This is a genomic window from Bradyrhizobium sp. NAS80.1, from assembly GCF_001908205.1.
In the GTDB taxonomy this organism is placed as follows: domain Bacteria; phylum Pseudomonadota; class Alphaproteobacteria; order Rhizobiales; family Xanthobacteraceae; genus Bradyrhizobium.
Map to the genome: position 1 here is coordinate 1 of NZ_LGHL01000176.1, position 26302 is coordinate 26302.

The window sequence follows — 26302 nt, forward strand, 5'->3', positions numbered from 1 at the left end:
CCGCCAGGATTTGAACCTACTGGGGAACCATCCAAGTCCGGGGATGATTGCGTGCAAACGGCGGCTTTTGACGAACTACAAAGGATCGCCGTCGTGAGTTAGGCCGCCCTCCGATAGGAGAACAGGGCTTCCGAAATAGTGGGTTTCGCGATGTAGCGGACCCCCGCTACCAATCGTACGATTTTCTACGCCAAACTACTATCTTCTGCGATTTTCTCCGCGCGATGATGGCGTTTCGGGCGCGTCATCGAGGTCTGCGCGTCGTGCCGCCCATGCCAAATCAGGCTGGTGTCGAGGTGCATGGGGAACTTGCTGTGGCGAACCGCTAAGCATCAAACCTTAAGGACATCGGCGCCGATAGTGGCAGCACGGCTCGATCTCCAGTGGGGCGACGTTCAATCTCTAAGGAAGCGCGCAATGCCTTCCCGCATGCAGGCAAGGATTTGATCCTGCCGCTCTTCGAGGCGAGAAACGGGCCCGCCGACACCGAGGACCAGGGGGCGGCCAAAATCGCGCTTCGGTAGCAGCATGGCGATCACGCCAGCTTCCTCGACGATGATGTGCTTGGAGAACATGTAACCGTCGCGGCGGATACCGTTGATGATCTTCATCAGTTCGTCCAGCCCCATATGTTCCTCGGGAGGACAAACTGCATTGATGCGACGAAGCAGGCGAGCGATCTCAACGTCGGTATGACCGCTGAGCAATGTTCGACCGACGCCGCTGATGGCGAGTGGCCGGACATCGCCGGGCTTGACCTCAAATCGCAGGCGTTTCCGTGTTTGCAGACAGTGGATGTATTGGGCGTGCAGATCGGACTGCGTGCTGATATTGACGAGTTCGTCGAGCTCTTGATGGACAAAGTCGACGAGCGACAAGATCGCACTGTCGCCAAAGAGTCCCGAGTTTAGCCAGCCACCCATCTGCGCGATTCGCATCGTCGGCATGTAGGTTCGATTGTAGCTGTCGTAGAACAGATATCCCAATGCGACCATGCTCTTCAGGAGCGCCGCGGCACTCGACGTAGGATAGTCGCACTTGGTCGAGATTTCCTTCAGCGATATCGGTCGTTGAACGTCCTCGAAATATTCGAGGACCTCGAAGATCCGCCGGGCCGTTTTGATGCTGGAGTCAGTGTTGGCCATTTACATATATGTATAAATAATTCTCTGTGGAGCTAATCACCGGTATGTGGCAGCGTCAACCTAATTCAAGGGAGCCTGCCGACTTATGGAACACGTCTTACTTCAACGCCTCCAGCATGCGGTTCTGACCATTTCGTTCAACCGACCGGACGCCCGCAACGCCTGGAATCATGCGTTGGAGGATGCGCTGCGCGAGGCCCTGTTGGCCGCCGATGCCAATCCGGACGTGCGCGTTATCGTCCTGACAGGTGCGGGCAAGACCTTTTGCCCCGGCCCGGATCCGAAGGCGATCTCATCCGGCCAGAGCCACCGCGAGGTCGAGCCCTCGAGCGACGATTTCAGCCAAAGATACAGCTACATGCTCGGTCTTCGGAAGCCTTTGGTTGCCGCGATCAATGGCGCGGCGGCGGGCGTCGGGTTTTGCCTGACACTCTATTGCGACCTCAGGTTTATCGCTGAAAATGCGAAGATAACGACCGCTTTTTCCCGGCGCGGGCTGGTGGCCGAACACGGCAGTGCGTGGATGCTCCCGCGCTTGATCGGCTGGATGAATGCCGCCGATCTCCTGCTGTCGGGGCGCGTTCTGTCCGGCCGCGAAGCTGAGGCAATCGGATTGGCCCGCTGTCTGGCGGGGGAGGACTTTCTGGCCGGCGTCGAGGCTTACGCCTGCGACCTGGCGCAGCATTGTTCGCCTCGTTCGATGATGATTATCAAGCAGCAGCTGCGCCAGGCCTGGTCGCAGTCTCTGGCTCAGGCCACGGCTCTGTCGACGCATGAAACCAGCCGCTGCATTGGGTCCGAGGACGTCGCTGAGGGAATGGCGCATTTCCTCGCAAAGCGCCCGGCACGATTCCCGTCACTTCCGTAATTTACATGTATATGGAAATGATCACACATATGAGTAAAGTATAGACTCTGCCGGATGCACCGCTTAGGGTTCTCTCGAAGCGCGACGGAAGGCGCGCGTCGGGAGGAGCCAACGTTCTGGTCCATCGCAGGCTGCAGTGCCGTCGGGGCCGTTTTCAAAACAACAATGAGCGTCACGGCCATCGCCCATTCGGGGCGATGTGAAGCCAACTGTCACCGGAAGGTCCGCAGGCGCTCGCGAAAAAAGGGGAGGCGTTATGAAGTTCGGAATGAAGGTGGCCGCTACGGTCCTTGTGTCGGCGTTGCTCAGCGGAACGGCTGCTTTCGCGCAGGACCCGGTCAAGATCGGCGTTGTTCTGCCCTTGACCGGTCCGACAGCCGGCTATGGCAAGGACGGCAAGATGGGCGCCGAGCTTGCGCTGGAAGAGATCAATGGCGCAGGCGGCATCCTTGGCGGCCGCAAGATCGAGCTGATGTACGACGACGAGAAGGGCACGCCGCAGGACGGTGTTGCCGCCGTCCAGAAGCTGATGACCCAGGGCCGGGTGAAGGCGGTCATCGCCGGCATGAACAGCTCCATCACGTTGGCGGAAAGCGCGATCACGAAGAACAAAGTTCTTCACGTCAATCCGGGTGCGCAAGCTGACGCGATCACCGAGCAGGGATCGCCGTGGCTGTTTCAGGTCAACAACACCGCCAGCACCAACTCCACCATCTTCCACAAATACCTGATCGGCACGCTCAAGCCGAAGACCATCGCCTATATGGGCGAGAACACCGAGTTCAACAAAGCGGTGCTCGAGAATCTCAAGCGTTCGCTCGAGGGAAGCGGCACAAAGCTGGTCGAAGTCGCCAACTATGACGCATCGACAACGGACTTCACGTCGATCGTCACCAGGCTGAAGGCGGCCAATCCGCAGATGCTGTACGTGGTCGACGCCTATCCCGCGCGCACGGCCCAGATCTGGAAGCAGATCCGGCAGCAGGGCGGCTTCCCGATGGAAGCGCACTCGACCGGCACCGTTCAGGCTTCGGCGATCGTTCCCGCGGAAGGTGCCATGGAAGGCGTCGTGACGGGCGACATCTTCATCGCGGAGGGCGCCACCGGCGAGATGGCCGATTTCATCAAGAAGTTCCAGGCCAAGAACAATGTGGACCCGAACAAGGTCAGTCTCGTGGTCTACGAGGCCGTGAAGCTCATCGCGGCAGCCATGGACAAGGCCGGCACGGACAGCAATTACGACCTGATCTCGAAGACTATCCGCGACAATGTCTGGAAGACTCCGCGCGGATCGTTGGCCTTCGATGCGAAAGGGCGCGCCAAGGCTCCTTACTTCTACATCCAGGTCGTGAAGGGCAAGGACGTCGCTTTGCGAGAATCCTTCGAGGTGAAGTAAGTCGAAGGGCCGGACGATGGACCTGCTTGTTCAGACGATCATCAATGGTCTGATCCTCGGATCAGGTTACGCACTCGTCGCGGTCGGGCTGACGATCATCTTCGGCACGCTGCACATCGTGAACTTCGCGCACGGGGCATTCTTTGCCCTGGGCGCGTACGCGGTGCTCCAGCTCGAAAATGCCGGCATTCCCTACCTCCTGTGCATTCCATTGGCGGTGATCGTCGTCGCGATCATCGGCTTCGTCCTGGAGCTCACCATCGTTCAGCGGGCGCTGTACGATCGTGGCGAGCACGGCTCCATCATCATCACGTTCGCGCTGTCCCAGGCGATCGTGGCGGCGATCGTGCTGGTGATTGGTCCGGACCCTCTGCCGGTGAAATCTCCGTTCGGGCAAACGGCGATCTCCGTCTTCGGCTTCTTCATTTCGGCACAACGGCTCTTCATTGCGGGTACGTCCATCGCCGTCCTGATGGGCTTCTCGCTGTGGCTTCGGTACTCGATTAAGGGACAGCAGATTCTGGCAATCTCCCAGAACCCGAAAGGGGCGCTGTACTCGGGCATCAACGTGCCGCGGCTGCGGGCTCTGTCCTTCCTGCTCGGAGTTTCCGCGGCCGGTCTCGCCGGTGGCTTGATTGCACCGTTGATCTCGGCCTTTCCGACGATGGGCGATGCCAATGTGATCGTTGCCTTTACGGTGGTCATCCTCGGCGGACTCGGCAGCATCGGCGGTGCGCTGCTGGGTGCACTGGTCATCGGTTTGGCCAACTCGATGTTCGAGACCTACGTCTCGGTCTCCTGGACACCGGCGCTGGGGTGGATCCTCGTGATCTTCGTCCTGCTGTTCTGGCCGCAGGGTCTTCTGGGCCGACCTGAACTCAACAGACATTAGTCATGACAGAATCTTCAATCGCGCTGAAAGCGCAGGGCTCGCGCGGCGTCGTTCCCTGGAAGCAGGTCCTGCTGCTTGGCTCGGTCGTGGCGCTCGTCCTCGGCATCGGCCTTGGCGCGGACAGCCCGTTTCTGTTGAGCCTCGCCGGCTACACCTGCGGCTTTGCGCTGTTCGCGGTCAGCGTCAACGTCATGCTCGGCGGCATCGGCGAGGTGCCGCTCGGTCACTGCATGTTCTTCGGCATCGGAGCTTATGCCCCGGCCATTGCGATGAACCATCTCGGGCTGCCCTACGAGGCCGGTATCCTCCTCGGCATGGGTTTCTCCGCGGTGCTGGCCGTGCTGATCGGATGGCTGACGCTGAAACTGACGGGCGCCTACTTCTCAATCGTCTCCTGGGGGCTTTCGGGCGTGGCGATGGTCACGGCGCTCAATCTGGAAATCACCGGCGGTCCCCTTGGATTGTTCGGGTTCACCCGGCTCGCGATCGGTCCGTTCGATCTCTCCGATCCGCGGACCTACTTTTTCGCGACGGCCGCGATCCTGCTCCTGGTGCTGATCGTTCTGGCCAATGTCCGCAGCTCGCGTTTCGGAAATGCCCTCGAAAGCATCCGCCAGGGACGGCATCTGGCGCAATCGCTCGGGATCAACGTCTTCCGGGAACGGCTGAAGGCCCTTGTCTTCAGTGCCCCGATCGCGGCGTTGGCAGGGGCCCTCTGTATTCCCTACACCCAAATTGTCACGCCTGAGGTCATGTCGGTTCTGCGGACCGTCGATGCACTGCTTGCTGTATTGATCGGCGGAACCGGGCTGCTGTTCGGTCCGGTCATCGGCGCGGTGATCTTCACGATCCTGCCGCAGTTCCTGCAGTTCGACCCCAATGTGAAGGTCCTGGTCTTCTCGCTGATCATCATCTTCATCATGGTCGTCGCCCCCGGCGGCCTCCACCAGCTGTTCAAGCTGATCGAACGCCGTCTCGAGAAGCGCAGCGAGGGCCGGGCATGAGTTCGAGCAGCGGATACGCCGTGGAGGCGGTCGACGTCAAAAAGACCTACGGTGGCGTCAGTGCGCTGAAAGGCGTCGACATCAGGATTCCCCAGGGCTCGATCTACGGTCTGATCGGCCCGAACGGTGCAGGCAAGTCGACACTGTTCGACATTCTCTGCGGCATCACCAAGCCGACCTCGGGCACGGTGAATGTGATGGGCATGGATGTCGCAGCTCTCCCGGCCTATGAGGTCGCACGCCGCGGCGTCGGACGAACGTTCCAGCGGACGGCCATCTTCGGGCACTCCACCGTGTACGAAAATCTGCTGTACGCCAGCTATGGCCGCATGCGTCACAGCGCGGTCCACAGGCTCCTACGGCTTCCGGTCTGGCGCGAGGACATGAACACATTCGCGGATAAGGCCAGAGATGTCCTGGCGGTCTGCGGTCTCACGGAATTGCGCGATCAGTTGGCCTCGGCGCTGGCCTACGGCATCCAGCGCAGGCTCGCCGTTGCGATCATGTTGATGAACGACCCCAAGATCATCTTCCTGGACGAGCCGGTCGCCGGAATGAACGAGGTCGAGACCGCCGACTTCATCCAGCTGCTGCGGGCCATCTCCGGCAGGCGAACGATCGTCATTGTCGAGCACGACATGGCCGCGATCGGCGCGCTCTGCGACGAAGTCATGGTCATGGTCGATGGCCGCCAGCTCGTGACCGACGCACCCGAACGTGCCCTCAAGCATCCCGATGTCGTTGCAGCCTATCTCGGAGCGAGTGATGACGAACTCGTCTAAGCTTCTCGATGTCTCCGGGCTGACGGTCGGCTATGGGCGCGTGACCGCGCTCAGGGACGTGTCGCTTTCGGTCGGTGCCGGCGAGATCGTCGCCATTCTCGGCGCGAACGGTGCGGGCAAGACCACGCTGTTGAACGCGATCTCGGGTGTGCTGACCCCGTGGTCGGGCAAGGTCGCGTTCGCGGGCAAGGTGACGACAGGCAAGAAGCCCTGGGTCACCAGCGGTCTCGGGATCGGCCATGTCCCCGAAGGGCGTGAGATTTTCCCGGGCATGTCGGTCGAGGCGAACCTGAAGCTCATCGACGTCAACGGCGGCGGGCCGACGTTCACGATCGACGACGTCATGGCCCTGTTTCCGCGCCTGAAGGAACGGTTCACTCAGCTCGCAGGCGGGCTCTCGGGCGGCGAGCAGCAGATGCTCGCGATCGGGCGTGGCCTGATGGCTTCGCCGAAAGTCGTCCTGTTCGACGAGCCGTCGCTCGGCCTGTCGCCCTTGCTCAGCAAGACGGTTCTTTCCGCCATACGGAGCCTGAAGGAACGCGGGATCGGTGCGCTTCTGGTCGAGCAGAACATGCGCGCGGCCCTGAAGATCGCCGATCGCGGCTACGTGCTTCGCGTCGGGCGTATCACGGCCGAAGGAAGTGCGCGGGAATTGGCGGAGTCGCCCGACATTCAGCGCGCCTATCTCGGGCTCTAAAACATGATCCGGAACAGTGTGAAGCGGTTTTCCGAAAAGATCATGCTCAAACAATAACCTAAAGCGCGATGACGATTCATCCCAATCTCATCGCGCTTTAGCAGTCACCAGTAAGCAGGGAGTTGTCTTCATGGAACATCGTTTGCCCGAGGGCAGCTGCGACTGCCATTTTCACATCTACGGTCCTTTCGACCGCTTTCCGGCCGGAAACGAGGGCCGCTTCACGGCCGCGCGCCCGTTCACGATCGAGGACGCATTTGGCATCTGGCAAAAGCTCGGCATCACGCGCGGTGTCATTGTCCATGCGGTCGGCTCGGGAGAAGACAACGCCGTCACTTACGATGCGCTGCGCCGTTACCCTGATCGGCTCCGCGCCGTCGCGATCCTGCGGCCCGACATCTCCGACCGGCGGCTCGACGAGCTGACCGACGCTGGCTTCAAGGCCGTGCGTGTCACCATGATCCGGCAGGACGGCAAGCCTGTCTCGACTCTCGGCACGAGCTACGAAGATCTGGTCAAGCTCACTCCGCGCATCGCCGAACGCGGCTGGCACGCCCAGCTTTGGATCGAAAGCTCGGATATGGCCGCAGCTGCCGCCGAACTCGAAAAACTCCCGCTCAATTTTGTCATCGATCACATGTCGCGCACCATGGCCGACAAGGGACATGAGCACCCGGATTTCCGCGCTTTCACCGATCGCCTGAAGACCGGCCGTTACTGGACCAAGATCTCGGGTGCCGACCGCAACACGCGTACCGGCCGTCCGTATGCCGACACGGCGCCCTACATGCGCGCGATCGTGCAGGCTGCGCCCGACCAGGTCGTGTGGGGCAGCGACTGGCCCCATGTCGGCCACACCGCGGAGACCATGCCCGATCTCGGAGATCTGCTTCGTCTCCTGCACGAATGCGTTCCCGACGAAGCGATCCGCCGCAAGATCCTGATCGACAATCCGACGCGGCTCTACAACTTCTGACAGTACCGAGGACGTCTTGACCAATACAAAAAAGCTGCCGCTCGAAGGCGTGGTCGTCATCGATCTCGGCCAGGTCTACCAGGGCCCTTATGCCGGCTTCCTGATGGCCCAGGCCGGCGCCACCGTGATCAAGGTTGAGCCGCCGAACGGCGAGCCCGTGCGCCATCGCGCACGCATCAGCAAGGGCAACGCCGTTCCCTTTGCGATGCTCAATGCCAACAAGCGCAATATCAGCCTGAACCTGAAGTCGCCCGAAGGCGTGAAGATCCTGAAGGCGCTCGCGGCCAAGGCCGACGTGCTGATCGAGAATTATGCCCCCGGCGTGCTTGACCGGCTGGGCGTTGGCTATGCGGATCTGAGCGCCATCAATCCGCGCCTCATCTACGGCTCGGCGTCCGGCTACGGGCTCTCCGGTCCAAGCCGCGACAATCTGGCGATGGACCTGACCATCCAGGCGGTCTCCGGCATCATGAGCGTGACCGGCTTTGCCGATGGTCCGCCGGTCAAGGCCGGCCCCGCGATCACGGACTTCATCAGCGGCGTGCATCTGTACGCGGGCATCATGACCGCGCTTTACGATCGCGAGAAGAGCGGTCGCGGGCGGCTGGTCGAGATCGCCATGGTCGAGACCGTCTATCCGGCAATGGCCTCGAACCTTGCCGACGTCTTCAATCGCAAGGCCGCCGCCCCCCCGCACCGGCAATCGCCACGGCGGGCTCGCGGAAGCGCCGTACAACGTCTATCCGGCGTCCGATGGCTACGTTGCCATCATCAGCGTTAACGAATCTCATTGGACCGGTCTGACCCGCGCCATGGGACGGCCCGAACTGGCCGAAGACCCGCGTCTGAAGACGGTGCTCGACCGGTTGAAAAACATCGACCTCACCGACCAGATCGTGTCGGATTGGTCCTCGAAGCTGACCCGCAACGAGATCACCGAGCTGTGCCGCGCCAACAAGGTGCCATGCGCCGCGGTTCGCGACCTGCTCGAGGTGACCGAGGACCACCATCTCCATGCGCGCGGCATGCTGCGCGAAATCACGCATCCCGAATACGGCGACATCCTCGTCCATCGTAGCCCGCTGGTCCTGCACGATGCCGCTGCGCCCGACTACAGCCCGTCGGCACGTCTTGGCCAGCATAACGGCGAGATCCTCTTGGAATATCTCGGCCTGTCCTCCGGCGAGGTCGATGCACTGCGTCAGTCCGGCGCAATCGCGCAAGCTTGACGGTGAGGTAGCCATGCAAAACGACGATCTTGTTGCAGCTTCCGCACAGCGGCTCTTTGCCGACGTTGCCGATATCCAGGCCGTCATTGCGGCGAAGGACACGAGCTGGAAGGACCGCCTGTGGGCGGGCGTAGAGGAAACGGGGCTCAACGTTGCCGCTCTGCCGGAGGATCTCGGCGGCGCGGCCCTCGGACTGTACGACAGCCTGGGCATTCTGCGGATCGCAGGCGGAGCGGCGCTCGCAGCGCCATTGGCCGAAACGCTCCTCGCGGGCTGGATGCTGGGAGCGGCAGGGTTGGAGATGCCCGCCGGCAGGATTGCGTTTGGGCCGTCCTCGTTCTTCGATGACGTGACACTGCATGCAGACGGCTCCGTTTCCGGGGCCGTGGCACGACTTCCGTTCGCGCGCGAATGCGCGCATGCCGCCTTGTTGGCGCGGGGCCCGGAGGGGCTTTCCGTCGTTCTGATCGCGCTCGACGACGCGGCGATCGAACGAAACAGCAATCTCGCCTACGATCCCGTGGATCGCGTGACCCTCTCGAAATGCCGCGTGGTCGCGACACGACGCGCACCGGCTGCATTCACCGCCGACACCGCTCTTCTGATCGGAGCCGCGGCCCGATCGCTTCAGATCGCCGGCGCGTTGGAGAAAATCCTGGCGCTGACGACAGAGTACGTCATGCAGCGCCGAGCCTTCGAGCGGCTGATTTCCGGGTTCCAGTCCGTTCAGCACAGCGTTGCCCAACTTGCCGGCGAGGTTGCCGTCTCGGTCAGCGCCGCACGGTCCGCAGCGGATGCTATCGAGGGGCTTCTGAAGCAGGGGAGGGATTTTGGCGATCCTGAACTGAGGCTGGAAGTCATCTCGGCCAAGATCCGTACCGCGAGCGCCGCGCAAAAGGGCGCTGCCATTGCCCACCAGCTGCATGGCGCCATCGGCGTCACGCGCGAACATGTCCTCCACCGTTTGACGCTGCGCGTGCTCGCCTGGCGTGACGACTACGGCAACGAGAGCCAATGGCGCGAGCGGCTTGGACAGCTCGTCTGCGAGCGGGGGCCTGAGGCGCTCTGGCCGCTGCTGGCCACGCGATAAGCGGCGACATCAGGAACATATCCCATGCAGACTGCACTCGAGTTTCAGCCGCTCCGCTTGCCGGAGCACGTGCAACGGCTTCGTGCCGAGGTGCGCGCTTTCATCCGGTCCGAGATCGACGCGGGCACGTTCGACCCCGATAGTCCGGAGGAGGACTGGAGCGTCCACAAGCAATTCGCGAAGAAGGTCGCGCAGCGCGGGTGGATCGGAATGACCTGGCCGCGGCAATATGGCGGGCAGGAACGCAGCTTCCTGGATCGCTTCGTGGTCAATGAAGAGATGATGGCGTCGAACGCGCCGAACACGGTGTATTTCACGGCCGATCGCCAGTCCGGCCCGACATTGATCAAATACGCGTCGGAGCGCATCAAGTCCGAGGTCCTGCCGAAGATCATCGCCGGTGAAGCCTGCTTTTGCATCGGCATGTCCGAGCCGGACAGCGGATCGGACCTGTTCGCGGCCAAGTGCAAGGCGACGCGAACCGACGGCGGCTGGAAGATCAACGGGTCGAAGATCTGGACCACCAACGCCCATCGCGCCGACTACATGATCGGCCTGTTCCGCACCAGTTCTCCGACCGACAAGAACCGCCGCCACGGCCTGACATCCTTCCTTGTCGACATGAAGGCTCCGGGCATCACCTGCAACCTGATCGATCAGATGAGCGGCGTGCGGGATTTCAACGAGGTCGTCTTCGACAACGTTTTCATTCCCGACGATCAGCTGATCGGCGAAGTCGACGGCGCCTGGAAGCAGGCGACGACCGAACTGGCCTATGAGCGCAGCGGTCCGGAGCGTTTCCTCGAGACCTTTGCGGTGCTCCGCAAGCTGGTCGAAATCGCCGGAAGCAAACCCGATGCGCGTATGACCGAAGCCATCGGTGGACTGGTGGCGGAGTTGCACGCGTTGCGCCGCATGTCGGTGTCGGTTGCAGGCATGCTTGAAGCCGGCCGGGAGCCCGTCTCCGAGGCCGCGATCGTGAAGGACTTGGGCACGCTGTGGGAGCAGGACCTGCCGCAGCGCGTGCGCCGGGCCACGGCTCATCTTCCGATCGACGCCGCAAGTTATGGCGGCTTCGAGCAGGTTCTCCAATTCAACACCCGCATCGCGCCCAAGCTGACGATCCAGGGCGGTACCACGGAAATCCTGCGCGGCGTCATCGCCCGCGGACTTGGCCTTCGCTAGTCATTCGAGGAAACTCATGTCTGATCTTCTGATCTCCCGTGTCGGCCACGTTCAAGTCGCCGAGATCAACCGGCCGCCGCATAACTACTTCAACAAGGAGCTGATGACGCTGATCGCTGAAGCGCTCATCGCGGCGGATGCGGATCCGGACGTTCGTGTCACGCTGCTGTGCGCGAACGGCAAGTCGTTCTGCGCCGGCGCGGATTTTTCCGGGCCGCAGCCGGAAACGCCGGAAGCGCGCCGCGCGGACTCCCGCGCCCTCTACAACGAGGGCATCCGGATCTTTCAGGCCAAGAAGCCGATCGTCGCGGCGGTGCAGGGCCATGCCATCGGCGGTGGCCTCGGCGTCGCGCTCGCGGCCGACTATCGCATCGCAACCCCCGAGACCAGCTTTTCGGCCAACTTCACCCGGCTGGGCTTTCATCCGGGCTTCGGGCTCACCATCACGCTGCCCGAGCTGGTCGGCCCGACCCGTGCGTCGCTGCTGATGCTGACCGGCCGCCGGGTCAAGGGCGAGGAGGCGTATAAGATCGGCATGTGCGAAGCGGTGGTTCCGCTCGAGAAGCTCCGCGACGAGGCCATGAAGCTTGCGCAGGAGATTGCGGCAAGCGCGCCGCTCGCTGTCAAGTCGACGCGCGCAACCCTCCGTGCGGGCCTTGCCGAGCGCGTCGAAGAACGGCTGAAGCACGAGCTCGATGAGCAATCGTGGCTGCGCGAGACCGAAGACTTCGCCGAGGGCGTGCGCGCCACTGCCGAGCGGCGCGTTGCGAATTTCAGGGCGCGTTGACCTCCAGGGGAGAACCACATGGTTAAACTGTTTGAAAAAGTTGTTTTCCGCGGCGTCGAGTTGAACAATCGCATCGTGGTCTCGCCGATGGGGATGTACTCGGCCGAGAACGGTTACGTCACGCCGTTCCATCTGGTTCACTACGGCAAGTTCGCGATGGGCGGTGCCGGGCTCGTTTTCGTCGAGCAGACGTCGGTCACCCGCAAGGGGCGGATCACCAATGGCGATCCGGGGCTTTGGGAAGATGGCCAGATCGAGGGCATGCGCCAGATCGTTCACGTGATCAAGGCGCACGGTTCGAAGGCCGCGATCCAGATCAATCATGGCGGCCGGAAGTCGAGCCAGCAGCGTGCCTTCAGGGGCAATGGTCCCCTGACAGACCGCGATATCGAGATGGGCGAGGAGCGTTGGACGCCGACCGGCCCGTCGGATGTGTCTTTCTCCGACGGTTTTCAGGCTCCTATTCCGTTGAGCAAGGAGGGCCTTGTCGGCGTGCGCGACGCATTCGTCGCCACCGCCCGCCGGGCCGTACTTGCGGGTTTCGACATCGTCGAGCTCCACATGGCGCACGGCTATCTCCTGCAGTCGTTCCTGTCGCCGCTGGCCAACTTCCGCACCGACGAATATGGCGGCAGCCTGGAGAACCGGATGCGCTTTCCGCTCGAAGTCACGAAGGCGGTGCGCGCGGCGATTCCGTCAGCCATGCCTCTCTTCGTTCGCATCTCGGCCACGGACTGGATCGACGGCGGCTGGGAGATCGAGGACAGCGTGATCTTCTCCCGCAAGCTCAAGGAGCTGGGCGTCGACCTCGTCGATTGTTCGACCGGAGGGAATCTGCGTGCCGGCTCGACCAATGCCAATCTCACGCGCGGCCCGGGCTATCAGGTGCCGTTTGCCGAACGTGTCCGCCGCGAAGCGGGCATCGCGACCGGCGCGGTCGGAATGATCCGAACGCCTGACTTCGCCGAGAAGATCCTGCAGGACGAGCGTGCGGACCTGATCTTCATGGCACGCCAGATGCTCTTCAATCCGTTCTGGGCATTGCATGCTGCGGAATATTTCGGCCTGACCGCCAATTTCGAGAACTGGCCCGAGCAATATGGCTGGTGGCTGACCAAATGGGGCGGCGCGCTCCGGGCCAATGGTGAAAGCTTGCACGGAGCCGACAAGTACCCCGAGGCAGCTGAGTGAACGATCGCTTTGGAATTGTCGCCGTCACGGGAGGGGCGCAGGGCATCGGGCGGGCGCTTTGTGAAGCCTTCGCCGAGGACGGCGCGACAAAGGTGCTGGTGCTCGACCGGAACGCCGCCTTGGCGGAAGACGTTGCCCGAGCAATCGGTGGCCGCGCCTTTGGTGTCGACGTCACGGACGCCGACGCCTTCGCGGCCGTGCTGGAGCGCATCGAGGCCGAGGAAGGTCCCATCCGTACGTTCTGTTCGAATGCCGGCGTTGCGCGCGGCTTCGGCGGCCCGGCGGACAATGCGGCCTTCGCATCCGATGACATCTGGCGGCAATCCTGGGACATCAACGTGATGGCTCACGTTCGGGCCGCCCGTTTCCTCTTGCCGCGCATGATTGCGAGGGGAGGCGGGATCTTCCTTCAGACCGCGTCTGCGGCCGGTCTGCTCAACCAGGTCGGCAGTGCGGTGTACGGCACGACGAAGCACGCTGCCATCGGTCTGGCGGAAAACCTTGCCTTCAGCCACCGAGACCAGGGCATTCGCGTCGCGGTGCTATGTCCGCAAGGCGTGGACACGCCGCTTTTGAACGATATCCCGCAAGGTCCGGAAAGCGCCGACGGAATCCTGTCTCCGCGCGACGTGGCTCTCGCCGCGCCGAAGGGGCTCGACGAGGGGGCCTTCGTGATCCTGCCCCACGTCTTGGTCAAGGACTACTGCCCGCGGAAAGCCGAGAACTATGACCGGTGGATCGCAGGCATGTCCAGGCTCGCACAGCGCCAGCGCATCTGAAGCGCGGCCGCTGGGAGAATCGAATGTTCGACATTGACGGCAAGCACGTGTTGGTCACCGGTGCGTCGAGCGGCTTTGGCCTCCATTTCGCGCGTTTCCTCGCGGGCCGCGGCGCCTGCGTGACGCTCGCGGCGCGTCGCATCGACGCCTTGAAATCCAATGTCGAGCAAATCAACGCATCCGGCGGCAAAGCTCACTGCGTCGTGCTCGACGTGACCGATGCCGGCGGGATCGAAACGGCATTTGGTGAGGCCGAGGCCAGGTTCGGGCCGTTCCACGCCGTCATCAACAATGCCGGCGTCACGGCGACGAAAGCGGCTCTCGATCAGGACGAGCGCTCCTGGGACAGCGTCGTCGACACCAATCTGAAGGGTGTCTGGCTGGTAGCGCAACAAGCGGCGCGGCGGATGATCTCAAACGAGGTCAAGGGTTCGATCGTCAATATCGCCTCGATCCTGGGCTTGCGCGTGGCGGGCGCCGTTGCGCCCTACGCGATATCGAAGGCAGGCGTCATTCAATTGACCAAGGCCCTGGCGCTCGAGTGGGCGCGCTACGGCATCCGTGTCAACGCGCTTGCTCCCGGATATTTCGCAACCGACCTCAACGACGAATTCTTTGCGAGCGAGAACGGAAAGGCGCTGGTCAAGCGGATACCCCAACGCCGACTGGGCCGGCTGGAAGAGCTGAACGGGCCGTTGCTGCTGCTGATTTCCGATGCGGGGTCGTTCATGACCGGAAGCGTTGTCACGGTTGATGGAGGCCATCTGGTCTCCGGACTCTAAGAGGTGGCCCACGCCGCGTGAAGGCCTTGTCGTCGATGTCATTTACCGGAAGGAAATTAGAGTGAAACTCCGCACCCGCCGTGTTGGCGATTACGAGATCGCATTCTTGTTCGACGGAATGTTTACAACGGGCACGGACTCGTTGGTTCACGCAAATGGGCCTGCGGCGCAGGCGGAGATGCTGGCCAATTGTCCAAGCGCGACGATCGAGTTCGAAGTCAATCACTTCGCCCTGCGCGGACCGGGCGGCCTGACGCTCGTTGATGCCGGGACCGGACCTGGTTGGAGCCCGTCGCTCGGTCGCTCCTGGGGCTCGATGCGGCAGAACGGCATCGCGCCGGCGGACGTTGACCGCGTTCTCCTGACCCATCTCCATTTCGACCATGCGCGAGGGCTGCTGGATGGCGAGAAGCCCTATTTTCCCCGGGCCGAGATTCTGATCCCTTCGATCGAGCTTGCTTTCTATACGAGCGAGGCAGCCCGGCTGGCGCTTCCTGAGGCGCGCCGTAGCGCGTTTCCCATCACGGCCGCTATCGTCAAGGCCTACGGCTCGCGCATCAAGCCGTTCATGCCGGGTGAAGTGCTGCCTGGCATCGAGACCTTGGCGCTTCCGGGCCATACGATGGGGCAGACCGGATTCCTTCTGCGGGGGAACGGGGAAACCGCGCTGTTCTGGGCCGATGCGGCCCACATGGCCGATATCCAGACGGCCGATCCCGACGTTAGCACGGTCTTCGACTACGATCCGAAACTCGCTGCGCGGACGAGGTGGTGGCTGTTCGATCGAGCCGTCGAGGAGAACTGGCTCATTATCGGCTCCCATCTGAGCGACTTTTCCCGCGTGCGTCGGGTCGGTGAGACTTATGGAATTTCTGCAGCATAGCCGCAGGTGGATGGAGGTGGTCGTGCTGGGGCACTTTGTGACCTTCATGCTCTCAAAGATTCCTGTTGGTAGGTTCGGACGAGTAGAAGAGGCAACAGCGCTCATTCTCTGGCTTGCAAGCGCGGAGTGCTCTTTTAGTACGGGAGCTGCATTCGACCTGTCGGGAGGACGTGCGACCTACTAGAACATTGGAGGTGCTCCCTGCCGAATGCGAAGCCAGAGTTGTCAGATCTCACGAAAAAGGATTACGGAGACCGCATGAACGCCTGGATTGACGTTCCAAAGTCACTTTCGTTCTTTCAGATGCGAGATAAATGCGCCGTCGTTACCGGTGGGGGCGACGGCATCGGTCGCTCGACAAGCATGAGCCGTTCTAGGTACAAAGCCATACGAGAATGTTCCGCTAATTGTCGAACCGAAACCGAAATGCGTGAGTGTGGGACACTACGCGTCCTGCCGTAGGAGCGGGAAAGTGGCCGGTCAACAAGACGCTTGGGGTGTCGGCGATTTGTCGCAGCAATTCCATGCGCGTGGTTATCCGCGCCACGCATCGCGATCCTGAGCCGCGCGAACGGGCCACAAGACCGGCTTCGCTCGTGCGCAAGGCTTGCTCAGTACGCTCGGGCGTTCCTGCCCCGCCTTCACTCGCAACGCTTACCTGCGGTGTCATCTTTGACTGAGCGGCGAACGTGGCAATCCAACCCTGGTCCATAACGATCTTCAGGCCGAGGACGTCGCCGTAGAACTGGTGGGCCTTCGACACACCTGCAGCAGCGATATTTGTGACAATTCGCTTTACGATCATTGCGGTAAGCTACCCGGCGTCACCGATGCCGCCCATGTCTCTTAAGGGCCGCGTGGAAGATCGAGAACATCGAGAAGCCAACGCGCGGCGATCTTTCCGATCGTCGCGGCGACCGGCGAGTTGTCATAGGACGACGCGCGAATGGGGATGGATCGTCGACGCGATGAGGCATCATCTCGCTGATTGAGCGGGAGATTTTCTCCTTGAGGCGCGCCGATGGCGAGCTGCATCGGCAACGCATGCTACCCTGCCAGATTGACAATCCTGAGAATCCGTGCAGAGTGCCCCTGCGCAACTGAGCGCACGAAAACCTGGGCATCGTTGTCAGAACGCCAGATCTGATCGCGGTGCTTTTTTTATTTTCCGTTCTCCTTCCCGATCGTTCGGCGTTCGACCTTGCCCGTGAGCAAAGGGAAACGCCAAATGAAGAGTTCGCTGTTCCTCGCGAGCCTGTCGATGGCCGCGGTGCTGGGCGCTGGTCCGGCCCACGCGGAAACACGGATCGCTGCGATCTTCGATCTGACCGGTGGGCTGAATATCTACGGAATCCAGCAAAACAACGCGCTCAATCTCGCGGTCGAGAGCATCAACGCGGCGGGCGGCGTGCTCGGCGCGCCGATCAAGGTCGTCACTTACGACGCCCAGTCCGAGCTCAGCAAATACACCCAGTATGCCAACACGGTGGTGCTGCGCGATCGGGTCGATGTACTGTTCGCCGGGCTCACCAGTTCGTCGCGCGAGGCCATCCGCCCCATCGCGCGCAAGGCGAACATTCCCTATTTCTATTCCTCGCTCTACGAGGGCGGCGCCTGCGACAAGCAGACCTTCGTGACGGGCGCCTCGGCGTCCCAGCAGCTCTCCGTCCTGATCGACTGGGCCGTCAAGAAATACGGCAAGAAAATCTACGTGATGGCGCCGGACTACAACTTCGGCACGATCTCGGCGCGCTGGATCGAGCACTATGCAAGGCAGTCCGGCGCCGAGGTGGTGGGCCAGGATTTCCTGGCGCTGACCGTGACCGACTATGCGCCGACCATCCAGAAGATCCAGGCCGCCAGGCCCGATTTCGTCGTGGCGTTGCCGGTGGGCGCCAACCAGACCGGATTTCTGGAGCAATTCGCTGCCGCCGGTCTGAAAAAGACGATCGGTCTCGTCTCGACCAACTACGGATCCGGCAACCAGCAGATCGTGCTGTCGCCGGACGCAGGCAAGGGTCTGATCGGCAACGCCGAATACTTCATGGCGGTGGATACGCCGGCGAACGCGGCGTTCATCAAGCAATGGGCCGCGAAGTACGGCAACGACACACCGGTCATTTCCGCCGCCGTCGATGTCTGGAACGCAGTGCACCTGTGGGCCAATGCCGTCAACAAGGCCGGCACGGCAAAAACCGGTCCCGTGATCGCGGCGCTCGAATCCGGCGCGACGTTCGACGCCCCCAACGGGCCGGTGAAGCTCGAGGCGGGATCGCACGACCTGCGCCAGAATATCTACATTGCCGAAGGCGACGACAAGCACGGCTTCAAGATCGTGCAGGTCTCCAAGGACGTGGCGCCGGCTTACGAGAACGAGAAATGCGATCTCGTGGCCCATCCCGCGCTCGCGGCGCATTTCTCGCCGGACAAGCAGTAGCGCGAAGCGGCGGCGCGCCTGGCGCGCCGCGTCGATGGAGGAAACATATGGAACCAGACTATCTCGCGACTGTGCTGCTGTCGTCGGTCTCCAGCGCAAGCATCCTGTTGATCGCGACGATCGGCCTCGCCGTCGTGTTCGGTCTGATGGGGGTGATCAACCTCGCGCATGGCGAATTTCTGATGATCGGCGCGTACGCCGCGCTGACGGCGACGCAACGGGGCCTGCCCTTCGCGCTGGCGATCCCCGTGGCGGTGGTGATCACGATGCTGATCGGCGCCTGCGTTGAAGTGCTGATCATCCGCCGGCTCTACGGCCGGCTGTTCGACACGATGCTGGCGACCTGGGGCCTGAGCATGATTTTCTATCAACTTGCCGTGCTGATCTTCGGCACGGTGACGCCCGGCATCGGGATGCCGCAGTTCGGCATCACGATCGGCCGCTACAGCCTCGCCGGCTATCCGCTGCTCATGATCGCCGTCGCCGCGCTGATGCTGGCGTTCGTCTATGGGCTGCTGACGCGCACGGTCTATGGCATGAAGGCGCGCGCGGCGATCCAGCAGCCGGAGATCGCCCAGGCCATTGGTATCGAGTCGGCCCGCGTCAACACCATGACCTTCGCCATCGGCTGCGGGCTGGCCGGATTTGCCGGCGCGGTGCTGCTTCCGATCGTTCCGGCCACACCCGCGATGGGCTTCGCTTTCGTCGTCAAGGCGTTTCTGGCCGTGGTGGTTGCCGGGCCGGTCGCACTCACCGGCAGCGCGCTGACCGCCATCGGATTGGGGGGCGGTGCCTCGCTCACCGCAAGCTTTCTGACGTCGGTGGCCGGCGATGCGGTGTTCTTTGTCGCGACCGCGGCGCTGCTGTGGCTGTTCCCGCTCGGAATCTCCGCCTCCTGGCGGCGCAGGATGTGAGCGGGACCATGACGCTTTCGGAAAGAACATACACATCGGCCGGATGGCTGTTTCCCGCGGTCGCGACCGCTGCGGCGCTCGCCGCGGCGACTGTCGTCGATCCTTATCTCGCCTACGTCGCGACCTCCTGGCTGATCTTCGGCCTGCTCGGACTCAGTCTCGACATCGTCTGGGGCCGCGGCGGATTTCTCAGCCTCGGCCAGACGGCGTTCTATGGTCTCGGCGGCTATGTCGGCGGTGTCGTCGCCATCAATGTGGCGGCCCTCGGCAGCCTGCCGTTGTTGTGGAGCCTGCCGGCCGGCGCGCTGTGCGGTGCAATCGCAGCCTTCGCTCTCGGTGCGGTCATCTTCCTCGCCCGCATGGGACCGCTGCAGAGCACGATCCTGTCCTATACGTCCACGCTGCTGTTGTGGTCGGTGTCCCAGTCGTTCGCGCTGACGGCCGGCGCCGCGACCATCGGCGGCGACAATGGCATGTCCAACATCCCCGGCTACGCGATCTGGTCACGTGATCCTGCCGAAACGCTGGGGCCGGCCGGCGTGTTCGCGGTGGTGACCATCATCTGTGCGGCGGTGTACTTCATCACGCGCTGGCTGATGACCGGAACATTCGGCAAGGTCGTCGACTGCATTCGCATCGACATCCAAAAGGCCGAGCTGCTCGGCTATGACGTCCGCAAGTACCAGATCGCCAGCTTCGCCTATGCCGGCGCGGTTGCTGGTCTCGCCGGCGCCATGTTCGGTGCGTGGTCGAACTACCTCAACCCCTCGATCTTTTCGGTTCAGGAAGCGTTGCTGGTTCCGATCTATGTGCTGGTGGGCGGCCTCGGGACGCTGGCGGGGGCGTTTGTCGGCGCCGTCGCGATCGGCGGCCTGTCGTTCTGGCTCGGCGGTGGCGCTGTCGGGGGACAGACGACGCTGGTGCTCGGCGTCGTGCTTGTCGTGCTCGTGCTGTTTCTCAGAAACGGCATTCTCGGCACGATCGGCGGCATCTGGGCGCAGCGGCTGCCGGGCCGCGACGCGGCGGCCAAAGAGGCCGGCGCGGTCTCCATCGACACGGACGTGCTGGAACGCCTGCTGGAGGACGCCGCGCGGCAATTCGGGCCGGCGAAACCGCTGGTGACGCGCGACACATTCAAGAGATTCGGTGGCGTCGTCTCGGTCAACAAAGTGTCCCGCACCTTCGCGCCGGGCCAGCCGTTCTCGTTGATCGGTCCGAATGGTGCGGGCAAGAGCTCTTACCTGAAGACCTGCATCGGCATCTACCCGCCCGACGCCGGCTGCATCTCGATCGGAGGAGCCGACGTGTCGCGCGCACCGATCTTCGCCCGCGTGCGCAACGGCCTTGGGGTCAAGAACCAGAAGCCCCAGGTGTTCGGCGAACTGTCGGTGTTCGACAATCTCTGGGTGGCGGCGTTTGCGCGGACACGCAGGCGCGAGGCAGCCGACAGGATCGCCGATCAGATCCTGACGATGCTCGGACTGCAGCACCAGTCCGGCGCCGCTGCCGCGACGCTGTCCCACGGCCAGCAGCAGTGGCTCGATATCGGTATGGTGCTCTGCCTCGCGCCGCGTGTGGTGCTGCTGGATGAGCCGGCGGCCGGCATGACCAATGCGGAGACGCGGGAATTGTCGTCGCTCGTCCGGACGCTCGCCCGACACATGACAGCCGTCGTGGTCGAGCACGACATGGAGTTTATCCGTACGCTGAACGGGCACGTGACCGTGCTGCATCAGGGCGCTGTGTTTGCCGAGGGCGATATCGACGCCCTGCGCCAGAACGATCAGGTGCTCGACATCTATCTGGGGAGGCGCCGCCATGTTTAGCGTCGTCAACGCAACCGGCGGGTATGGCAAGACCGTCATCATTCAGGGCGTCTCGCTGCAGGTCGGCAAGGCCGAGATCGTCGCGCTGCTCGGCCGCAACGGCGTCGGCAAGTCGACGCTGATGCGCTTCGCTACCGGGCTCGTGCCGGCGATGAGCGGGCATGTCGAGATCGACGGGCGCCTCGCGCCGATCGCTCCGGCTGGGCGTGCGCGTCTTGGACTGGGCTATGTGCCGCAAGGCCGGTTCGTGTTTCCGCGGATGACCGTTGCGGAGAACATCGCGGTCGCCGCCGAAGCCAACGGCCATGACGGTCGCGCCGCCGTCGCCGCGGCGCTGCGCGAATTTCCCATTCTGGGGCCGAAGGCCAGCGATCTGGCGGGCGGGCTTTCCGGCGGACAGCAGCAGATCCTGGCGCTTGCGCGGGCGCTCGCGACACAGCCGCGGATCCTGTTGCTCGACGAGCCGACGGAGGGCGTGCAGCCCTCGCTGGTCGACGAGATGGCTGGAACGCTGCTGCGGATCAACCGGGAGCGTGGCATTGCGGTTCTTGTCGCCGAACAGGACCTCGACTTCTGCCTGTCGATCGCCGAGCGCGCCTACGTGATGGAGAAAGGAACGATCCGCCTTGAGACGACCCGTGACCAGCTGCGTGCCGACAAGCGCCTGCAGCAAGACCTTCTTGGAGTTTGATATGAAGAACGAACGAGCACTGAGCGACGAGCAGGTCGCCCGCGTGGTGGCAACGCTGACGCGCATCCGAGAGGGCTTGGCCGCGTTGCCGTCCGATCGTCTGCCCGAGCCGTCCCATCTCTTCGCCGGTGGAGCGCGGCGATGACCGGCGCGATCAAGCAGAGCCTTGCGGCTCAGGCCGCGGACCTCGCGAGCGGCGCGACGACGGCAACGGCGCTGGCCGAGCGCGCACTGGCCCGCGCCACGGAGCACAAGGCGCTCAACGCTTTCGTCGCGCTCGCGCCCGACGCCGTTCTGGCCCAGGCATCGGCCGCCGACCGGCGCAGGCGCGCGGGGCAGGCGCTGAGCCCGATCGACGGGGTGCCGATCGCGGTCAAAGACAACTATCTGACGGAGGACTATCCGACGACGGCGTGCTCGCGGGCGCTGCCGGACGAAGGGGAAGGCATCGATGCGACAGTTGTCGGCCGGTTGCGCGCCGCCGGCGCCGTCATCTTCGGCAAGACCAACATGCACGAATGGGCCTTTGGCGCGACCAATGCGACGTCATCCGTCGGCCCGACGCGCAATCCCCATGATGCGGAACGGATCACCGGCGGCAGCAGCGGCGGATCCGGAGCCGCGGTCGCGGCCGGGATCGTCGCCGCTGCGCTCGGCAGCGACACGGGCGGATCGGTGCGCATCCCGTCTGCCGCATGCGGCATTTATGGCTTCAAGCCGAGCTACGGCCGCGCCTCGCGCCACGGCGTACTGCCGCTGAGCTGGTCGCTGGACGCGCCGGGGCCGATGACGGCGGCGCTGGCGGATATTCCGATCCTGCTGCCCTATTTCTTCGGCGAGGATCGCAACGACCCCGCCACCCATGGCGCCGCGCCGTTCGCCGCTCTTCCCGAGGTCGGGACGCCGCGCGTGGTGCATCTGGTGGGCGCCGGCCTCGAGCGTTCGGAGGAAGTTGGTCTGGCAGTGACGCAGGCGCTCCGGACATCCAGCGCCCTGGTGCGCGATCATGAACTGGAGAATGTCGAAAGCTACTTTGCCGCCTGGGAGGCGATCCTGCATGGCGAGGCGTCCGCCTATCATGCCGGACGCATGGAGCGGAACCCGCAGGCATTCTCGCCGGCGACGCAGGCGCACCTCGTCGCCGGCGCGCAATTGACCGCGGTCGAGCTGCTGCAGGCGCAGCGGATCCGGGCGCGGTTCGTCGATCTGCTGCTGCGCGGGATCGGCGCCTGGGATGCGATCGCAATGCCGACACTGCCGGTGGTCGCGCCGCGGCACGGAGAGGACTGGCAGGAATTCGGTGGCCGACGCGTCACCACACAGGATAGTATGACGTGGTTCTGCTGGATCGGTAATCTCGCGGGTCTGCCGTGCGTCTCGATCCCCGTTCCGGTCAACGCCGGCCATCTGCCGGTCAGCCTGATGCTGATGGGACGGCCGGGCCAGGACGAAAGGCTTCTTGCGATTGCACGCTGGGTGGACAGACATCTGAAAGGGACGCGCTGAAGCCGTGGCCGCAGACATGATCAGGATTGGCGTATTGTTCTCGCAGAGCGGCCCGATGACCGTGAGCGAGAAGGCCCACTTGCAGGGCATCATTCTCGCCTGTGACGAAATCAATGCTGGCGGCGGCATCGATGGTCGGCTCATCGAGCCGGTCATCGTCGATCCCGCCGGCGACGATCGCCGTTACGCGGAGCTCGCGACCGAGCTGCTGGTGAGGCACAAGGTCAACGCGATCTTCGGCTGCTGCCTGTCCACCAGCCGCAAGGCTGTCGTGCCGGTGGTCGAGCGCTTCAACGGCATTCTCTTCTATCCGTCGGTCTATGAGGGCTTCGAGTACTCGCCCAATGTCATCTATGGTGGCGCCGTTCCCAATCAGGTGATCGTCCCCCTGCTGGAATACATCTTCGCCGAGCGCGGCAAGACCATCGCGCTTGCCGGATCGGACACGCTCTACGCGCGGGAGATCAACCGCATCGTCGGCGAGTTCGTCGCCGACAGCGGCGGCGTGGTGCTGGAGACGCGCTATTTCGATTTCGGCGCTCCCGAGGATCAGTTCGCCGCATTCCTGCAGCAGGTGATCGATGGTGGCGCCAATGCCGTCGTCTCTACCGTCGTCGGGGAGGATACGATCAGGTTCTATGAGGCGTTCGCACGCACCGACCGGCCGCAGGATGGCATTCCGATCGCGTCCCTGACCACGACGGAGTCGGAGCTCGCACGGATGTCGGCGGCGGCAAGGTCCGGACACCTGTCCGCGATGCCCTACTTCGGCTCGCTGGACGGCCAGCGCAACCAGCAGTTCGCAGAGACCTTCCGGAAACGTTTTGGCGAGAACTGTCATCCGGGAGTCTATCCTGCCGTTTGCTATTCTCTCGTCCATATTTTTGCCGACGCGGTGCGGCAGAGCCGGGGAAGCACCGACAGCGACGAGCTGCTTGCCGCCCTGTCGGGGGCCGTCTTCAAGGGCCCCGGCGGCGACACCTTCATCGATGTCGACACCAACCACTTCGCCTTCCGGCCGCTCGTCGGGCAGTCTACCGGTACAGGGGAATTCAGGATCGTCTGGCGGGGCGCCAACATCGTGCGGCCCGACCCGTATCTCGTCGGCTACGACCGATCGCTGAGCAGGGCCGTGGCGACATGAGCGACCAGATTCCCGCGAGCAACGGCAGTCTGCTGCGCCAACTCCGGCGCCGCCGCGTGCTGGTCATCCATCCGGAAGATCACGAGCGCGACATCTTTCTGGCTCACCTCAAGCGTGTCGGTTGCCAGGTCGATTTCGTCTGGCCGGCGCCTGAGCGGTTGCCGCCGGACATCGATGTGGTGTTCTTCCTGCTCGGCCATCTCCACAACGAGAAGTCGCTGAGCTGGATGGCGGCGAGCGAATCCATCGTCAGGATGGCAATCATCTCGTTCGAGACGCCGGAAATTCTCGGGGAGCTGCAGCGGATCAACGTCCACGGCATCATCACCAAGCCGATCCGGATCTTCGGGATACTCGCGGCCCTGACGACCGCGGTCGGTATCGCCAACCACGAGAACCGCCTCAAGCAGCGCATCCGCTCGCTCGACGAAACGCTGAAGGCCCGCCGCACCATCGAGAAGGCGGTTGCGATCCTGTGCCAGACGCGGGGGATCGGCGAGGACGAGGCCTATCGCCGGCTGCGGGACAAGGCGATGAAATCGAATGCGACGATCGCGTCGATCGCCGATGCGATTGTCGCATCCAGCGACATCTGAGGCGGGGCAGCCATGATGTCGCACGATTCCTGCTGACGCCCTGACACGTCGCGCTCCGGCGAGCGATCCACGATCACTCCGCATCGATCCGCGCGCGGCCTCCCCGCTGAACGGAAACGGCTGCCATCCCATTCGATCTTCCGCCGGGCGCATCGGGGCGCTCGCCGGGTCCTTTCAACCACAACAACAAGGTCATCCCATGAACTACGACATTTTCAATCTCGGCGCCGTCCCGCTGCAGAGTGGAGCAATCCTGCAGGACGGCCGGCTGGCCTACAAGACCCACGGCACGCTCAATGCCGCCCGCGACAACGCGGTCGTCTTTCCGACCTGGTTCGCCGGCGATCACACCCACAATGAATGGCTGATCGGCCCAGGCCGCGCGCTCGATCCGGCGCGCTATTTCATCATCATGCCGAATCTGCTCGGCAACGGTCTGTCGTCGTCGCCGAGCAATACGCCGGCGCCGCAGGGCGGTCCCGACTTTCCCAAGATCACGCTGTACGACAACGTTCTGATGCAGCACCGTCTCGTCACGGAAAAGTTCGGCATCGAGCGCCTTGAGCTCGTACTGGGATCGTCCATGGGCGCGATGCAGAGCTTTCACTGGGCCGCGATTTTCCCGGAGATGGTCAACCGCCTTGCCCCGTTCTGCGGCGCGGCGCGCTGCGCGCGCCACAACCAAGTCTTTATCGCCGGCATCCGCGCCGCATTGACGGCCGACAGTGCTTGGGACAAGGGGCGCTACGCAGCGCCGCCGGCTCAGGGGTTACGCGCGATGGCGCGCGTGTATGCGGGGTGGGGATTCTCCCAGGCCTTCTTCAGGGAGGAGCTCGATCGCAGTCAGCTGAACTTCCAATCGCTCGAGGACTATATTGTCGGCTTTTGGGAAAACTCGTTTCTTCCGCTGGATGCGAACAACCTGCTCGCCATGATGTGGAGTTGGGAGCATGCGGATATCAGTGCGAACCCACTTTATGAAGGCAACTTCCGCCGCGCGCTCGGCGCGATCAAGGCGAAGACCATCGTGATGCCGAGCCGCACTGATCTCTACTTTCCCCCCGAGGATAGCGCGATTGAAGTGTCGCTCATGTCCAATGCGACACTTGCGACGATTCCTTCGGTCTGGGGGCATTTTGCAGGCGGACTCGGATTGAACAAAGCCGACGTCGATTTTATCGACGATAAGCTTCACGGCTTTCTCGCAAAAGCCGGCGAATGAGCGCAAATAAGGTGTCCCGGTTCATCCGGGGCACATCGCATCAATACGCGAAAAGCCGCTCGGGAGCCGATTTGTCCAATTTTGGAGGTTGGAGGGAAAGTGACGCGCCGCACTGGGTGAAGATGACAACTACGTTTACGCTAGGCTGCCCGCCGATAAGAAAACAGGGCTTCCGAAATAGTGGGTTGAGCGGCCCGAGACATAGGTGACAGAACGTACCGGACACATGGGTTACACTTTCCGCTTTTGTTCTGCGGGAGGTGTGGATGCCGTGGAAAGC

General features: G+C 63.1%; 25 protein-coding genes and 2 pseudogenes. 25 read left to right on the forward strand and 2 right to left on the reverse strand.

Annotated features, from left to right (window positions below):
- Nucleotides 1–395: 395 nt before the first annotated feature.
- Nucleotides 396–1145, reverse strand: coding sequence for an IclR family transcriptional regulator (locus AC629_RS33580; protein WP_084809084.1), 750 nt, complete (start codon nucleotides 1143–1145; stop codon nucleotides 396–398).
- Between the two features lie 85 nt (nucleotides 1146–1230).
- Between AC629_RS33580 and AC629_RS33585 the strand changes: the two genes are divergently transcribed.
- The 16 genes and pseudogenes from AC629_RS33585 to AC629_RS49185 form a co-directional block, all read left to right on the forward strand.
- A complete protein-coding gene (locus tag AC629_RS33585) occupies nucleotides 1231–2013 on the forward strand; it encodes an enoyl-CoA hydratase-related protein (protein ID WP_084809085.1) in 783 nt (260 codons plus the stop codon).
- A 256-nt stretch (nucleotides 2014–2269) separates the two neighbouring features.
- The gene (locus AC629_RS33590; RefSeq protein ID WP_084809086.1) at nucleotides 2270–3409 is read left to right on the forward strand and encodes an ABC transporter substrate-binding protein; all 1140 of its coding nucleotides are present in this window, start codon (nucleotides 2270–2272) and stop codon (nucleotides 3407–3409) included.
- 16 nt (nucleotides 3410–3425) lie between these two features.
- Complete coding sequence (locus AC629_RS33595; protein WP_084809087.1) at nucleotides 3426–4301, forward strand: branched-chain amino acid ABC transporter permease; 876 nt, start codon at nucleotides 3426–3428, stop codon at nucleotides 4299–4301.
- Nucleotides 4302–4303: 2 nt separating this feature from the next.
- On the forward strand, nucleotides 4304–5305 hold the full coding sequence (locus AC629_RS33600) for a branched-chain amino acid ABC transporter permease (protein ID WP_210419145.1): 1002 nt from the start codon (nucleotides 4304–4306) through the stop codon (nucleotides 5303–5305).
- Nucleotides 5302–6087, forward strand: a complete 786-nt coding sequence (locus AC629_RS33605) for an ABC transporter ATP-binding protein (RefSeq protein ID WP_084809088.1) — start codon at nucleotides 5302–5304, stop codon at nucleotides 6085–6087. Before AC629_RS33600 ends, AC629_RS33605 begins: the two co-directional genes overlap by 4 nt.
- A complete protein-coding gene (locus AC629_RS33610) occupies nucleotides 6071–6784 on the forward strand; it encodes an ABC transporter ATP-binding protein (protein WP_084809089.1) in 714 nt (237 codons plus the stop codon). The genes AC629_RS33605 and AC629_RS33610 overlap by 17 nt, the downstream gene beginning before the upstream one ends.
- A gap of 130 nt (nucleotides 6785–6914) precedes the next feature.
- Nucleotides 6915–7760, forward strand: coding sequence for an amidohydrolase family protein (locus tag AC629_RS33615; RefSeq protein WP_084809090.1), 846 nt, complete (start codon nucleotides 6915–6917; stop codon nucleotides 7758–7760).
- Between the two features lie 49 nt (nucleotides 7761–7809).
- Nucleotides 7810–8989 (forward strand): annotated as a pseudogene (locus AC629_RS33620) (CaiB/BaiF CoA transferase family protein).
- A gap of 13 nt (nucleotides 8990–9002) precedes the next feature.
- Nucleotides 9003–10079 (forward strand): acyl-CoA dehydrogenase family protein, encoded by a 1077-nt coding sequence (locus AC629_RS33625; RefSeq protein WP_168195640.1) that lies wholly within the window; start codon nucleotides 9003–9005, stop codon nucleotides 10077–10079.
- Nucleotides 10080–10103: 24 nt separating this feature from the next.
- On the forward strand, nucleotides 10104–11264 hold the full coding sequence (locus AC629_RS33630; RefSeq protein WP_084809092.1) for an acyl-CoA dehydrogenase family protein: 1161 nt from the start codon (nucleotides 10104–10106) through the stop codon (nucleotides 11262–11264).
- Nucleotides 11265–11280: 16 nt separating this feature from the next.
- Nucleotides 11281–12051, forward strand: coding sequence for an enoyl-CoA hydratase/isomerase family protein (locus AC629_RS33635; protein WP_084809093.1), 771 nt, complete (start codon nucleotides 11281–11283; stop codon nucleotides 12049–12051).
- Nucleotides 12052–12069: 18 nt separating this feature from the next.
- A complete protein-coding gene (locus tag AC629_RS33640; RefSeq protein ID WP_084809094.1) occupies nucleotides 12070–13242 on the forward strand; it encodes an NADH:flavin oxidoreductase/NADH oxidase in 1173 nt (390 codons plus the stop codon).
- Nucleotides 13239–14021: an SDR family oxidoreductase gene (locus AC629_RS33645; protein WP_084809095.1), complete on the forward strand. Its 783-nt coding sequence runs from the start codon at nucleotides 13239–13241 to the stop codon at nucleotides 14019–14021. The genes AC629_RS33640 and AC629_RS33645 overlap by 4 nt, the downstream gene beginning before the upstream one ends.
- Nucleotides 14022–14044: 23 nt before the next feature.
- Nucleotides 14045–14803, forward strand: a complete 759-nt coding sequence (locus AC629_RS33650; protein WP_084809096.1) for an SDR family NAD(P)-dependent oxidoreductase — start codon at nucleotides 14045–14047, stop codon at nucleotides 14801–14803.
- 61 nt (nucleotides 14804–14864) lie between these two features.
- Nucleotides 14865–15686, forward strand: a complete 822-nt coding sequence (locus AC629_RS33655) for an MBL fold metallo-hydrolase (RefSeq protein WP_210419146.1) — start codon at nucleotides 14865–14867, stop codon at nucleotides 15684–15686.
- A gap of 37 nt (nucleotides 15687–15723) precedes the next feature.
- Nucleotides 15724–15870 (forward strand): annotated as a pseudogene (locus tag AC629_RS49185) (3-oxoacyl-ACP reductase); the annotation flags it as partial.
- Nucleotides 15871–16532: 662 nt separating this feature from the next.
- Here AC629_RS49185 and AC629_RS33670 read toward each other — a convergent pair.
- Nucleotides 16533–16721 carry a hypothetical protein gene (locus tag AC629_RS33670; protein ID WP_084809098.1) on the reverse strand — a complete coding sequence of 63 codons (189 nt, stop codon included), beginning with the start codon at nucleotides 16719–16721 and terminating at the stop codon, nucleotides 16533–16535.
- Between the two features lie 193 nt (nucleotides 16722–16914).
- Here AC629_RS33670 and AC629_RS33675 point away from each other — a divergent pair, with 193 nt between their 5' ends.
- From AC629_RS33675 to AC629_RS33710, 9 genes are all read left to right on the forward strand, one after another.
- The gene (locus tag AC629_RS33675; protein WP_084809099.1) at nucleotides 16915–18123 is read left to right on the forward strand and encodes an urea ABC transporter substrate-binding protein; all 1209 of its coding nucleotides are present in this window, start codon (nucleotides 16915–16917) and stop codon (nucleotides 18121–18123) included.
- Nucleotides 18124–18170: 47 nt separating this feature from the next.
- The gene (locus AC629_RS33680) at nucleotides 18171–19037 is read left to right on the forward strand and encodes a branched-chain amino acid ABC transporter permease (protein ID WP_084809100.1); all 867 of its coding nucleotides are present in this window, start codon (nucleotides 18171–18173) and stop codon (nucleotides 19035–19037) included.
- Between the two features lie 8 nt (nucleotides 19038–19045).
- Nucleotides 19046–20863 carry an ABC transporter permease subunit gene (locus AC629_RS33685; RefSeq protein ID WP_084809106.1) on the forward strand — a complete coding sequence of 606 codons (1818 nt, stop codon included), beginning with the start codon at nucleotides 19046–19048 and terminating at the stop codon, nucleotides 20861–20863.
- A complete protein-coding gene (locus AC629_RS33690) occupies nucleotides 20856–21554 on the forward strand; it encodes an ABC transporter ATP-binding protein (protein WP_084809101.1) in 699 nt (232 codons plus the stop codon). The genes AC629_RS33685 and AC629_RS33690 overlap by 8 nt, the downstream gene beginning before the upstream one ends.
- A 1-nt stretch (nucleotide 21555) precedes the next feature.
- Entirely contained in the window at nucleotides 21556–21699 is a 144-nt protein-coding gene (locus AC629_RS47215; RefSeq protein ID WP_168195641.1) for a hypothetical protein, read from the forward strand.
- The gene (locus AC629_RS33695) at nucleotides 21696–23060 is read left to right on the forward strand and encodes an amidase (RefSeq protein WP_084809102.1); all 1365 of its coding nucleotides are present in this window, start codon (nucleotides 21696–21698) and stop codon (nucleotides 23058–23060) included. The genes AC629_RS47215 and AC629_RS33695 overlap by 4 nt, the downstream gene beginning before the upstream one ends.
- Nucleotides 23061–23076: 16 nt before the next feature.
- On the forward strand, nucleotides 23077–24204 hold the full coding sequence (locus AC629_RS33700; RefSeq protein ID WP_084809103.1) for a transporter substrate-binding protein: 1128 nt from the start codon (nucleotides 23077–23079) through the stop codon (nucleotides 24202–24204).
- Complete coding sequence (locus AC629_RS33705; RefSeq protein WP_210419147.1) at nucleotides 24201–24800, forward strand: ANTAR domain-containing response regulator; 600 nt, start codon at nucleotides 24201–24203, stop codon at nucleotides 24798–24800. Before AC629_RS33700 ends, AC629_RS33705 begins: the two co-directional genes overlap by 4 nt.
- A 199-nt stretch (nucleotides 24801–24999) precedes the next feature.
- On the forward strand, nucleotides 25000–26022 hold the full coding sequence (locus AC629_RS33710) for an alpha/beta fold hydrolase (RefSeq protein ID WP_084809104.1): 1023 nt from the start codon (nucleotides 25000–25002) through the stop codon (nucleotides 26020–26022).
- Nucleotides 26023–26302: the final 280 nt, after the last annotated feature.

Coding starts and splice junctions, on each gene's coding strand:
- AC629_RS33635 (WP_084809093.1), top strand. CDS start 11,281: ATGTCTGATCTTCTGATCTCCCGTGTCGGCCACGTTCAAGTCGCCGAG.
- AC629_RS33615 (WP_084809090.1), top strand. CDS start 6,915: ATGGAACATCGTTTGCCCGAGGGCAGCTGCGACTGCCATTTTCACATC.
- AC629_RS47215 (WP_168195641.1), top strand. CDS start 21,556: ATGAAGAACGAACGAGCACTGAGCGACGAGCAGGTCGCCCGCGTGGTG.
- AC629_RS33675 (WP_084809099.1), top strand. CDS start 16,915: ATGAAGAGTTCGCTGTTCCTCGCGAGCCTGTCGATGGCCGCGGTGCTG.
- AC629_RS33585 (WP_084809085.1), top strand. CDS start 1,231: ATGGAACACGTCTTACTTCAACGCCTCCAGCATGCGGTTCTGACCATT.
- AC629_RS33650 (WP_084809096.1), top strand. CDS start 14,045: ATGTTCGACATTGACGGCAAGCACGTGTTGGTCACCGGTGCGTCGAGC.
- AC629_RS33610 (WP_084809089.1), top strand. CDS start 6,071: ATGACGAACTCGTCTAAGCTTCTCGATGTCTCCGGGCTGACGGTCGGC.
- AC629_RS33680 (WP_084809100.1), top strand. CDS start 18,171: ATGGAACCAGACTATCTCGCGACTGTGCTGCTGTCGTCGGTCTCCAGC.
- AC629_RS33595 (WP_084809087.1), top strand. CDS start 3,426: ATGGACCTGCTTGTTCAGACGATCATCAATGGTCTGATCCTCGGATCA.
- AC629_RS33625 (WP_168195640.1), top strand. CDS start 9,003: ATGCAAAACGACGATCTTGTTGCAGCTTCCGCACAGCGGCTCTTTGCC.
- AC629_RS33695 (WP_084809102.1), top strand. CDS start 21,696: ATGACCGGCGCGATCAAGCAGAGCCTTGCGGCTCAGGCCGCGGACCTC.
- AC629_RS33685 (WP_084809106.1), top strand. CDS start 19,046: ATGACGCTTTCGGAAAGAACATACACATCGGCCGGATGGCTGTTTCCC.
- AC629_RS33710 (WP_084809104.1), top strand. CDS start 25,000: ATGAACTACGACATTTTCAATCTCGGCGCCGTCCCGCTGCAGAGTGGA.
- AC629_RS33700 (WP_084809103.1), top strand. CDS start 23,077: ATGATCAGGATTGGCGTATTGTTCTCGCAGAGCGGCCCGATGACCGTG.
- AC629_RS33670 (WP_084809098.1), bottom strand. CDS start 16,721: ATGCAGCTCGCCATCGGCGCGCCTCAAGGAGAAAATCTCCCGCTCAAT.
- AC629_RS33640 (WP_084809094.1), top strand. CDS start 12,070: ATGGTTAAACTGTTTGAAAAAGTTGTTTTCCGCGGCGTCGAGTTGAAC.
- AC629_RS33580 (WP_084809084.1), bottom strand. CDS start 1,145: ATGGCCAACACTGACTCCAGCATCAAAACGGCCCGGCGGATCTTCGAG.
- AC629_RS33630 (WP_084809092.1), top strand. CDS start 10,104: ATGCAGACTGCACTCGAGTTTCAGCCGCTCCGCTTGCCGGAGCACGTG.
- AC629_RS33600 (WP_210419145.1), top strand. CDS start 4,304: ATGACAGAATCTTCAATCGCGCTGAAAGCGCAGGGCTCGCGCGGCGTC.
- AC629_RS33590 (WP_084809086.1), top strand. CDS start 2,270: ATGAAGTTCGGAATGAAGGTGGCCGCTACGGTCCTTGTGTCGGCGTTG.
- AC629_RS33690 (WP_084809101.1), top strand. CDS start 20,856: ATGTTTAGCGTCGTCAACGCAACCGGCGGGTATGGCAAGACCGTCATC.
- AC629_RS33605 (WP_084809088.1), top strand. CDS start 5,302: ATGAGTTCGAGCAGCGGATACGCCGTGGAGGCGGTCGACGTCAAAAAG.
- AC629_RS33705 (WP_210419147.1), top strand. CDS start 24,201: ATGAGCGACCAGATTCCCGCGAGCAACGGCAGTCTGCTGCGCCAACTC.